Here is a 9242-nt window from a genome sequence, read left to right on the forward strand (position 1 = left end):
GCCGCCTTGGACGCTCCGCGTCCCGCTGTAGATTTGCGCGATAGTGACGCAGAGCGTCACCGGATGCATTCCCACGCAGAGCGTGGGAACGATCCAGGCGGGACTCAGAATTTGTAGGCCTGGCGCCCGATCAGCAGCCACTTGCCTTTCTGCTTCTGCCAGACCTGGAAGTTTTCAATTTCGGTGGGCACCTCGACGCCACTGTTCACCGCCTGCGCGGAAAAGTGGTTGCGCACCAGGGCGGTGTCGCCATTGAGGGTGATGGTCTGTTTCTGCATTTCCAGGGTCTTGAAACCACTTCTGCCGGTTTCAATGTCGGCGATAAATTCCTGCTTGTTCTGGACCTTGCCGCTGGAATGGCCGTAGGTGAGGTTGTTCGCGGTGAGGGCCTGCAGTTGCGGGATGTCCTTGTGCAGCATGGCCTGGGTCAGATGATCGACCGCAGCGGCTACATCCTTGTCACTTGCGGCAGGCGCCGCGGCCGCGTAACCGCTGAACAGGCACAGAAAACCAATCAGAACCTTGACGTTTTGCATGGGTGTTTCCTTGTTGTTGTGGGTACCGGGACGACTCGGACTATGTTTTTAAGTCGTCGTACAACCATGCCGTATTTACCGGGATCAAGGAAAGTGAAATTTGTTCTTGGCTAGAAGATAAGCGCTGTTTGCCAGTATTGGTTGTCGTATCACTTGCGAAATAGCGGTCGGCACTTCCCGTGGAAATGGCACATGGCTATGCTGTGGCCGGCGACTTCATGGCGTGGATTCGCAACGACTGAGGAAAACAAAAAAATGACACCGGATCAAAAGTATGCGGCGGCCATGGTGCGCCTGGGTTATCAACTCAACGAGTTCAAGATCGGCGGCAACTACACGCCGCTGCTGAGGGACGGCAATCACGTCTACATCAGTGGCCAGATTCCGCGGGTGGGTGACGCCATCGTGTTGCCCGGCAAGGTCGGCGAAAGCCTCAGCCTGGCCGACGCACAGATTGCCGCGGGCGTCAGCGCACTGCGTTGCCTGGGCTTGCTCAAGCAGGCACTGGGTTCGCTGGACCAGGTCAAGGCGATCCTCAAGATCAATGTGTACGTGCGCAGCGCGGATGACTTCGACCAGCAAAGCGAAGTGGCCAACGGTGCGTCGGACCTGTTGAACGAGATCCTGGGGGCCGCAGGATCCCATACGCGCACCTCGGTGGGCGTGCTGCAATTGCCCAAGGGCGCGGCCGTGGAAATCGACATGATCGCCGTGGCACGGGACTGAAACCGGGTGATCGCCGAGGCGTTTGCGGTACTGGTCCACTATGGAATCTACCTGCTCCCGGGACTGATCCTGTTTGGCCTGTGGTTCGGTCTCACGCCGAAAACATTGCCGGGCTTGCGCATCGTTATCCTGCTGCTGGCCTTCGTGCTGATGCGCGATGCGATGACGCCGCTGGGCATGTGGTCGCTGAGCCGCGAGGTGCAGATCGAGTTCACGGCCAACCCGTGGGTGCTGGCCGCGCTGGGCGGGTTATCCCTTGGGCTGATTGCGCTGCTCGCGCGCCTGGCACCGGAGTTGTGGCAACTGACGGTGCTGTTCAAGGGCAATCGTGCTGTGGGCCTGGCAGTGGGGCTGGTGGCCGGCTGTGTGATTGGCTTGCCATTGCGCCTGTATCAAGGCATCGAACCGGCGGCGATCCCGGCTTACTGGACCTGGATGATGGGCATGCTAGCGCTTGCCTACTGCGCCAATGCGCTGGAAGAGGTATTGTTTCGCGGCTTCTTGCAGGGTTATCTCGAACAGCACGTTACGCCGCTGCGCGCGGCGTTGCTCAGCGGGCTGGCGTTCGCCGCGTGCCATTCATTTCTGGCGTTGAGCGTGACGCAACTGGGCTGGCCAGTGTTGGCCTTTACCCTGATTGAAGGCGTGGCCTGCGGGCTGGTGCGGATGCGCTACGGTGTGGTGGCGGCGACGGCCACCCATGGCACGGCGATCTTGCTGATTGCCGTGCCGATGGTGTGAACCGTCTCAGGCCTGTACATCAACGCCGATGTGGGCCTGGAGCCAGTCTTTGTAGACCGCGATGTTATCGGTCGACTGGTCGCCATTTTTCGCGGTGACAGTCTTGCCGTCCAGGCGCCCGATATCGAGCAGGTACTGAAGACCGTTGGCCACATGGGTGGCGTCGCTTTTGCTGAGTGACTGAACATCGGGCAGTTCGACGGCGTTGCCTTTATCGTCGAAGGTCGCCCATGAAGGGTTGGCCCTGGCGGTGGCAACGGTTTGCGCGGTCGAGCGCACTTGCTCCTGATAGCTGGCTTCCAGCTTGGTCTTGATCTCGGGCGTGGCGTTGGTGACTTCAATCCTCCCGGCCCGCAGGGTGCCGTTTTCCATGGATTGTGTAAAAGTCTTCTGTCCCAGCGCTAACAGACTTGTCGTGCTTCCTATCATGGTGCCGCTCCCTTATTGGTAGCAGCAACAGAGCAAAACCCGGGCCATGTGCTGCATGCCTTGTGCGGCGCGGGCTGGGTGGTATTGCCGGGGCAGGGCGCAGGCCAGGAGTTGCCGGGGCTGGCAAAGGGTTGCCACGTCGGCTCGCGCGAGCGCATTTCAGAACGTTGGAAACTAAGTTCAGAATCTCCAGTCTGTAATAGCGTATCGCCACCTCTACAAGGAATTAACATGAAGCTTAAGGTCGTTTTACTGGGCACGGTTTTGTTGGCTGCGCCGCTTTACCAAGCGGTTGCCGAGACGTGCAGGGCGAACAGTTATGGTGGGTCCGATTGCGAATACGACAATGGCACCTCTTCCAAGAGTCGCGCCAATAGCTACGGTGGGCAAGACACCCAATACAGCGATGGTACTTCCTCCAAGAGCCGCTCCAATAGTTATGGCGGGCAGGATATCCAATACGGCGACGGCACCTCGGCCAAGACCCGTTCCAACAGCTATGGTGGGCAAGACACTCAATACAGCGACGGCACCTCAGCCAAGAGCCGCTCCAATAGCTACGGTGGGCAAGACACCCAATACAGCAACGGCTCCTCCTCCAAGAGCCGCGCCAATAGCTATGGCGGGCAAAATACGACAAATAACTAATGGCCCCGCCGCGGCTTTCTACCTCACCAATGACCGCTCATACGCCGCGGTCATCACCTGCCACGTCTGCGCATCCGCCGGAATCAAATGCTCGATGCGCAACGACGTTACCGTGATGTCCTGAGGCATGCCGAAGGTGGTGAAGGTCGACATGAAGTTCAGCTCACCTTCACGGGAGTTGACGCGTGTCAGCACCAGTGGCGGCGGTTCATTGACCAAGGCTTCGGTACTTTGCGGGGCCGGCAGGCTGTCCAGAAGCCTGGCAAGTTCGGAGTTGCCCAACGCCTCGCGCGTCGCCCGTTGCCAGGCGATGGTGCGGATTTCGTCAGCGTTGATCAAATGATCACCCAGGCCGCCAGGCTGTAGCAGGGTGACCAGCAAATTCAGCCCATCAGCCGCCTCCGGTTTGATCCCCACCAGCTCGAACAGCACCTGGGTACTGGCGTTGGCGGCGAGCACTTCCCAGTGGCTGCCCAGCACGATCGCCGGTGCAGGATTGTTCGCGTGGAGCACATGGCTGATTGCCTCGCGAATAGCCTCCATGGAGGGCGAGGAGAGCGGGGTTGCCTCATAGCGCGGGGCGAAGCCGGCAGCGAGGAACACGCTGTTGCATTGCTCCAGCGGAACCTCCAGCGCCATCAGCAAATTATGCAAGGTGCCCGGGCTCGGCTTGGCGCGCCCGGTCTCGATGCAGCTCAGGTGGCGTTGGGAAACCCCGGTGATCAGCGCCAGTTCCAGCTGGCTCAATCTGGCGTGCCGACGCAGCACGCGCAGTTGCGTGCCGGCGGTAGTGTCGGGGTTGGCGCGGGGGAAAGGTTGGCTGCTCATGGGTTGACTCTGGCCGTGCGGGTCGGTGGTGTCGATGACCTTCGAGGTCATTGAGAGGGGAACGACGTTATCACTAATGTGCAGCTTCCCGAACCGTTGTCTCCAAGGAGGAGAACATGCGCAGACCCTGGATTGCCCTGGCCGGGCTGTTGGCTTTTGCCCTGTACACATTGATCACGATGCTGATCGCCGAACAATCGCTCATGGCGTTCGGACGTGAATTGATATCGAGGCCGGATACTGCCCAGGTGGTGATTGACTTGTATCTGATGGGGGCCTTGGCGGGCGTATGGATGTACCGGGATGCGCGGGCCAGGGGCAAATCCCTGGCGTCGGTGTTGCCCTATTTACTGGTAACGGCGGTTTTCGTATCCATCGGTCCGCTGCTGTATATCGTGGTCAACGGGTTCCGCGAACCTTCAGGGGGCCGGTGATGGAGGTTTATGCGTTGTGCGTACTGGTGCTGTTCTTGAAGATGCTGGCGATCTCCTGTTACCAGGGTTTCTTTCGACTCAGATTCCGTGCATTCACTAACCACGAGGATGCAGCTTTCTTCCATCGCGATGCGAATCCCCAGGAGTTACCGCAAGTCTCCCGGGCCGAAAAGGCTTGGGCCAATGATCTGGAAAATATTCCGTTGTTCTTCATTTTGGGTGGCCTGTGCCTGGCGATGGAAACGCCAGGCACCGCTACCGCGGGGTTGTTCTGTCTGTTCACCGCTGCCCGTGTGATGCATACGGTGATGTATCTGAGCGGCCGCCAGCCCTGGCGCACCCTCGCTTATGGAGTGGGAGTGCTCTGTTTGTCGGGGCTGGCCGGTCTGCTTGGCGCTGGGCTGATAACAATCAAGGGGTGAGAAAGGCCTGATAGTTGTCCTTGGTGATCTGTTGATAGGGAATGGTCAGCTCCGCCGTGTAGGGCTGCTTCCTGATCATCTTCAGCGCCAGGTCAATCGAGCCGACGGCCTGGCCCTTGTTGTCCTGATAGGCCGTGACTACCAATAGATCTTTTTTGATCGCATCCAGGCCGGCGGGTCCGCCGTCGCTGCCGCCCACCAGGATGTCCTTGCCAGGGTGCATGCCGGTCTGGGTAATCGCCATCGCGGCACCGATAGCCATTTCATCGGCATTGGCCGCCACGGCGTCGATTTTCTTGCCCGAGACGATCCAGTTGTTCATCAGGTCCATGGCCTTGCTGCGCTGCCAGTCGGCGCTTTGTTCTTCGACGATATGGATGTTGGGGTAATCCTTCAGTACGTTTTTCACGCCCTGTGTGCGGTTGTGGGTGGCGTTGTTAGAGAGCAAGCCGAGCATGATTGCGAGGTTGCCCTTGCCGTTCATTTTTTCCGCGAGGTAGCGCATCTGAATCTCGCCCGCTTTGATCTCGTCCGAGCCGACATAACCCACCCCGGCCGGTAAGCCGGGGATGTCCGGGCGACGGTTGACGTACACCAGCGGGATACCCGCCTGCTGGGCATTTACGGTCATTTTCTGGGTGGCGGCGGTGTCGACCGCGTTGACGATAATCGCGTCCATGCCTTGGGCAGAAAAGCTCTGCACCTGGTTCAGTTGGCGCACCACATCGCCTTGGGCGTCTTCGAATTGCAGGGTCACGTCGGTGAGGTCCCTGGCGTGGGCCGCCATGTAGTCACGCATCTGGGCGAGGAACACGTCGTCCACCTGGGCGATGCTGACGCCGATGCGTGTCTCGGCGAGGGCTAGCGGGGTAACGATGAGGGTCAGGAGCAAGGTCAGCAGCTGTTTTTTCATGGTGTCAGTCCGTTTTTTTTGTTGTTTTGAAAGACGTTGAAAACATTCCTCAGCCTTGGCGTTTGGCGTGTAGTTGCGCAACGCGTTCGGCAAAGGTCTCGCAGGGCCAGCGTTCGTTCAGTGCCTGCAACATCAGTTGCTGCCCGGTTTGCGGAGCCAGGCCCTGTAAGGGTGGGTCGGTATCCAGGTTGGTGGGAAAGGAATAGCCATCGGCGGTGCAGGCGATCACCGCGTGCAGCGCCTCGCCATCCATGACGTTGTCCGCCAGGCGCTCCAACAGGCAGGGGTACAGCGCCAGCATCATCCGGTCGCGGTCCACAGCCTCCATCGTTTTGCCGAACGCCGAGGAGATTTGCAGCAGGTTGGCCATGCGCTGGCGGTCCGGTGTGCGATTGGTGCCAGCGGCGTGAAACAGGGCCGGGTTGAAGAACAGCAGGTCACCTTTGTTCAGCGGCAATTGCACGGCATGCTGCTGGAAGTACTCGATGAATTCAGTGCGCCTCCAGGCCAGGTAGCCCAGTGGGTATTGCTGGGAAAACGGCAGCAGTTGGGTCGGGCCGGTTTCCAGGGGCATGTCGCTGTGGGCCACGGCCCCTTGCAGCGTGAGGTATTGGGACAGCGTGTGCAGGGGCAACGGAAAGCGCTCCACCACGTCGATGGTCTGGAACCCGAGGTGATAATCACGGTGCGGTTGCTGGGCTTGGCCACCGGGGTGCACCACGTTGACCTGGGCCGTGACTTGGTAGCCCGGGCCGAGCCAGGCTTGTGCGATCAACCCCAGCAGTGGGTTGGCGTAATATTCGACAAAGGATGCCGGCGACTGCAGTGCGGCCTTCTGTAATGAGTTCCAGATACGTCCGTTACTGCCGGCCTTGGCGAAGTGGTCGGCGGCCACACCTTGCGCAGCCTCTTGGGCAAAGATCGCTTCGAATACCTGGCTGTGACGGTCGACCACGTCCAGGTCGGCGTAGCCCTGGCGCACCACCATCACTCCCGGCCCCTGGCTGAACAGGCGATGCAGTTCGTCCAGCACGGCGTGACGATCGCCGTTGCGCAGTGCCTGGGCCTGATAGATCGGGATGTTGCTGCACACTTCGGCGCAGTGCGGGTAGTCCTCGGCAGCCGCCTGCTGGGCACAGATCGAGTGAAAATCTTCCAGTTGCACTGCGTCGGCGCTGACAAAGGCAGGCATCACGCACCCTCCACCAGGCTCAGGGCCTGATCGGGGCGTGGGGTGCCGCCGTCGCCACAGCCGATGACGCCTTGCTCCAGGTCGATCACCGTGCCGGTCATCATTCCCGACTCGCGTGACAATAGAAATGCCACGCTCTGGGCCACCTCTTCAGGTTTGAGCAGGCGGCCGAAGGGCTGCGCGGCTTCGGCGGCCTCCAACCAGCCATCCCCGGCACCGTGGTAGTGCCGCTGGATTTCATCCTCGTGCGGTGTGTCCATCCAGCCGATGTTCAAGCCGTTGACCCGAATCCGGTTGCGCAGGGCGCTGAACGCCACGTTTTTGGTCAGAATCGCGAGAGCGCCCTTGGACGCCGCGTAGGCACTCAAGAACGATTGCCCGCCGTGGCCGGTGACACTCTGGATATTGACCACTGCACCTTCAACCCTCTGGCTGATCATCAGCTTCAAGGCTTCCTGCATCAGGAAAAACGGCGCCCTCACATTGACCGCAAACAGTCGGTCAAACAGTTCAGGGGAGGTGTCGAGAATGGTGCCGCGATCCGACATCCCGGCGCAGTTGATCAGCCCGTGGAGGGTGCCGAAGTGGGCACGGGCCGCCTCGATCACGGCGCGGCAGTCGCCAATCTGTTCCAGGTCCGCCTGGACAAACACCGCGCGGCAATCGAGCGCTGCCAACTGCCGTACTTGCTCCTGGCCCTGGTCCGGACGGCGTCCGCAGATGATCAGGCCGGCAGCACCGCGCCGCGCCAGGGTATGGGCGACGGCAGCCCCCAATCCCTGGGTGCTGCCGGTGACGACAAAGTATTGGCCTTTGAAGGTATGGCTGAGGTCGGTTGAAGGCATCGGGGTCTCCTGGGTTTTTGTTGTTTTGAAGGCCGGGCTCGACGCCGGGCAAAACTGAGACTAGCATTGCGGTCACCTCAACGAGTCTCAAAAAAACCTCAAAAAGACCTCAGGTCCAACAGCATGCTCGAACGCGCTAAACACTTTTCCATCAAGCAACTGGCCACCCAGGCGGGCGTCAGCAAGGCGACAGTCGATCGCGTCTTGCATGAGCGCGGCAGCGTGCACGCCCAAACCCGGCGGCGTATCGAACAGGCTCTGGATGAGCTGGAATCCCAGGAAAAAAATGGCCTGGCAGTAGGCCGTACCTTTCATGTCGATGTGATCATGCACACGCCCAAGCGCTTCAGTGCGGCGGTGCAGGCCGCCATCACCGCCCAACTGGGCAGCCTGGCACCGTTTCGTATCGCCCCGCGGTTTCATGTGTTCGAAGAGATCGAGCCTCAGGCGATGCACGACCAATTGCTGCGCTGCCTCGAGACCGGCAGCCAGGGTGTGGTGCTCAAGGCCGCGGACGAGCCGGCGGTGAATCTGGCGGTCAAGCACCTGGCGGCCGCAGGTATTCCGGTGGTGACCCTGGTCACCGATCTGCCCCACAGCGAGCGCATCGGCTACGTAGGCATGGATAACCGCACCGCCGGACAAACCGCCGCGTACCTTCTTTCCCGCTGGCTGTCACCCCAACCCCAGGAAGTGGCGGTGGTGATTGGCAGTGAATTGTTCCGGGGCGAGGAAGAACGCGAAATGGGTTTTCGCATGTGGCTGCGCGGCCGTGCGACGCACCTGCGGGTACTGGATATCAGCGGTGGGTACGGCGTGTATGACCGAACGTTTGCCCGGGTCACCGATGCGTTGAAGCAGCATCCCGAACTGAAGGCGGTGTACAGCGTCGGCGGTGGCAACCGGGCAATTGTCGACGCCTTTGCGGCTCTGGATCGCCCGTTGGACGTGTTTATTGCTCACGACCTCGACGAAGAGAATCGCCAGCTGTTGGCTGAAGAAAAAGTCGCCGCGATTATCGACCACAACCTGCAGATCGATGCGCGCCATGTGTTTCTGCACATCCTGCAATTTCATCGGCTGTGGAAGGCTGGGCCGATTGCGCCGTCACAGGTACAGATCGTCACACCGTTCAACCTGCCGGACTGAATCTCCACACCCAATAACAATCCCAGGAGTTCGACCATGCTACGTATCGCTGTCCTTGGTGCAGGGCGCATCGCCAACATTCACGCGGCCAATGTCGCGGCCCATCCTGATGCCACTCTGGTGGTGGTCGCCGACCCCTGGCGGGAGGGCGTCGATGGCTTGGCTGCGCAGCTGGGTTGCGAGGCGGCCTATGACTGCGCAGCAGTGCTAAGTCGGGACGATATCGACGCGGTGGTGATTGGCACACCCACCGACACTCATATCGATTTGCTGCTGGCGGCCGTGTCCCAGGGCAAGGCCGTGCTGTGCGAGAAGCCCATTGACCTGGATTTCGCCAAGGCGCGGGCGGCGGCGCAAGCTGTGGAGCGCGAGGGCGGCA

The 9242-nt window shown here is 60.4% G+C and carries 13 protein-coding genes; 7 read left to right on the forward strand and 6 right to left on the reverse strand.

Annotated features, from left to right (window positions below):
* Positions 1 to 104: 104 nt before the first annotated feature.
* Positions 105 to 536 carry a nuclear transport factor 2 family protein gene (locus tag HX846_RS20870; protein WP_003215089.1) on the reverse strand — a complete coding sequence of 144 codons (432 nt, stop codon included), beginning with the start codon at positions 534 to 536 and terminating at the stop codon, positions 105 to 107.
* A 255-nt stretch (positions 537 to 791) separates the two neighbouring features.
* Here HX846_RS20870 and HX846_RS20875 point away from each other — a divergent pair, with 255 nt between their 5' ends.
* Entirely contained in the window at positions 792 to 1262 is a 471-nt protein-coding gene (locus HX846_RS20875) for a RidA family protein (RefSeq protein ID WP_003215091.1), read from the forward strand.
* 6 nt (positions 1263 to 1268) lie between these two features.
* On the forward strand, positions 1269 to 2003 hold the full coding sequence (locus HX846_RS20880; RefSeq protein WP_178966022.1) for a CPBP family intramembrane glutamic endopeptidase: 735 nt from the start codon (positions 1269 to 1271) through the stop codon (positions 2001 to 2003).
* Positions 2004 to 2009: 6 nt separating this feature from the next.
* Here the strand turns inward: HX846_RS20880 and HX846_RS20885 are convergent, their stop codons facing one another.
* Positions 2010 to 2375, reverse strand: coding sequence for a hypothetical protein (locus HX846_RS20885; protein ID WP_003215095.1), 366 nt, complete (start codon positions 2373 to 2375; stop codon positions 2010 to 2012).
* Between the two features lie 288 nt (positions 2376 to 2663).
* Here HX846_RS20885 and HX846_RS20890 point away from each other — a divergent pair, with 288 nt between their 5' ends.
* Positions 2664 to 3080 carry a hypothetical protein gene (locus HX846_RS20890; RefSeq protein WP_003215097.1) on the forward strand — a complete coding sequence of 139 codons (417 nt, stop codon included), beginning with the start codon at positions 2664 to 2666 and terminating at the stop codon, positions 3078 to 3080.
* An 18-nt stretch (positions 3081 to 3098) separates the two neighbouring features.
* Here the strand turns inward: HX846_RS20890 and HX846_RS20895 are convergent, their stop codons facing one another.
* Entirely contained in the window at positions 3099 to 3908 is an 810-nt protein-coding gene (locus HX846_RS20895) for a helix-turn-helix domain-containing protein (RefSeq protein ID WP_174717786.1), read from the reverse strand.
* A 116-nt stretch (positions 3909 to 4024) separates the two neighbouring features.
* Between HX846_RS20895 and HX846_RS20900 the strand changes: the two genes are divergently transcribed.
* Together HX846_RS20900 and HX846_RS20905 are read left to right on the forward strand one after the other, a co-directional pair.
* Positions 4025 to 4342 (forward strand): DUF2834 domain-containing protein, encoded by a 318-nt coding sequence (locus HX846_RS20900; protein ID WP_178966023.1) that lies wholly within the window; start codon positions 4025 to 4027, stop codon positions 4340 to 4342.
* Positions 4342 to 4764 carry an MAPEG family protein gene (locus tag HX846_RS20905; RefSeq protein WP_003215104.1) on the forward strand — a complete coding sequence of 141 codons (423 nt, stop codon included), beginning with the start codon at positions 4342 to 4344 and terminating at the stop codon, positions 4762 to 4764. The genes HX846_RS20900 and HX846_RS20905 overlap by 1 nt, the downstream gene beginning before the upstream one ends.
* On the opposite strand, the gene HX846_RS20910 is transcribed toward HX846_RS20905, so the two are convergent.
* From HX846_RS20910 to HX846_RS20920, 3 genes are read right to left on the reverse strand one after another with little or no spacing between them, the layout of a single operon-like run.
* The gene (locus HX846_RS20910; RefSeq protein WP_178966024.1) at positions 4754 to 5677 is read right to left on the reverse strand and encodes a substrate-binding domain-containing protein; all 924 of its coding nucleotides are present in this window, start codon (positions 5675 to 5677) and stop codon (positions 4754 to 4756) included. The two genes, HX846_RS20905 and HX846_RS20910, sit on opposite strands and share 11 nt — an antisense overlap.
* A gap of 49 nt (positions 5678 to 5726) precedes the next feature.
* Complete coding sequence (locus HX846_RS20915) at positions 5727 to 6869, reverse strand: phytanoyl-CoA dioxygenase family protein (RefSeq protein WP_003215107.1); 1143 nt, start codon at positions 6867 to 6869, stop codon at positions 5727 to 5729.
* Positions 6869 to 7714 carry an SDR family oxidoreductase gene (locus HX846_RS20920; RefSeq protein WP_063029668.1) on the reverse strand — a complete coding sequence of 282 codons (846 nt, stop codon included), beginning with the start codon at positions 7712 to 7714 and terminating at the stop codon, positions 6869 to 6871. The genes HX846_RS20915 and HX846_RS20920 overlap by 1 nt, the downstream gene beginning before the upstream one ends.
* A gap of 123 nt (positions 7715 to 7837) precedes the next feature.
* Here HX846_RS20920 and HX846_RS20925 point away from each other — a divergent pair, with 123 nt between their 5' ends.
* Together HX846_RS20925 and HX846_RS20930 are read left to right on the forward strand one after the other, a co-directional pair.
* Positions 7838 to 8863 (forward strand): LacI family DNA-binding transcriptional regulator, encoded by a 1026-nt coding sequence (locus tag HX846_RS20925; protein WP_003215111.1) that lies wholly within the window; start codon positions 7838 to 7840, stop codon positions 8861 to 8863.
* Positions 8864 to 8899: 36 nt separating this feature from the next.
* On the forward strand, positions 8900 to 9242 hold a 343-nt coding region (locus HX846_RS20930; protein ID WP_178966025.1), incomplete at its 3' end, for a Gfo/Idh/MocA family oxidoreductase.

Source organism: Pseudomonas sp. K5002, assembly GCF_013386655.1.
Lineage (GTDB): Bacteria > Pseudomonadota > Gammaproteobacteria > Pseudomonadales > Pseudomonadaceae > Aquipseudomonas.

What these genes read in the sequence shown, in the direction of transcription:
- HX846_RS20870 (WP_003215089.1), bottom strand. Translation starts at nt 536, where the DNA reads ATGCAAAACGTCAAGGTTCTGATTGGTTTTCTGTGCCTGTTCAGCGGT.
- HX846_RS20875 (WP_003215091.1), top strand. Translation starts at nt 792, where the DNA reads ATGACACCGGATCAAAAGTATGCGGCGGCCATGGTGCGCCTGGGTTAT.
- HX846_RS20885 (WP_003215095.1), bottom strand. Translation starts at nt 2,375, where the DNA reads ATGGAAAACGGCACCCTGCGGGCCGGGAGGATTGAAGTCACCAACGCC.
- HX846_RS20890 (WP_003215097.1), top strand. Translation starts at nt 2,664, where the DNA reads ATGAAGCTTAAGGTCGTTTTACTGGGCACGGTTTTGTTGGCTGCGCCG.
- HX846_RS20895 (WP_174717786.1), bottom strand. Translation starts at nt 3,908, where the DNA reads ATGAGCAGCCAACCTTTCCCCCGCGCCAACCCCGACACTACCGCCGGC.
- HX846_RS20900 (WP_178966023.1), top strand. Translation starts at nt 4,025, where the DNA reads ATGCGCAGACCCTGGATTGCCCTGGCCGGGCTGTTGGCTTTTGCCCTG.
- HX846_RS20905 (WP_003215104.1), top strand. Translation starts at nt 4,342, where the DNA reads ATGGAGGTTTATGCGTTGTGCGTACTGGTGCTGTTCTTGAAGATGCTG.
- HX846_RS20910 (WP_178966024.1), bottom strand. Translation starts at nt 5,677, where the DNA reads ATGAAAAAACAGCTGCTGACCTTGCTCCTGACCCTCATCGTTACCCCG.
- HX846_RS20915 (WP_003215107.1), bottom strand. Translation starts at nt 6,869, where the DNA reads ATGCCTGCCTTTGTCAGCGCCGACGCAGTGCAACTGGAAGATTTTCAC.
- HX846_RS20920 (WP_063029668.1), bottom strand. Translation starts at nt 7,714, where the DNA reads ATGCCTTCAACCGACCTCAGCCATACCTTCAAAGGCCAATACTTTGTC.
- HX846_RS20925 (WP_003215111.1), top strand. Translation starts at nt 7,838, where the DNA reads ATGCTCGAACGCGCTAAACACTTTTCCATCAAGCAACTGGCCACCCAG.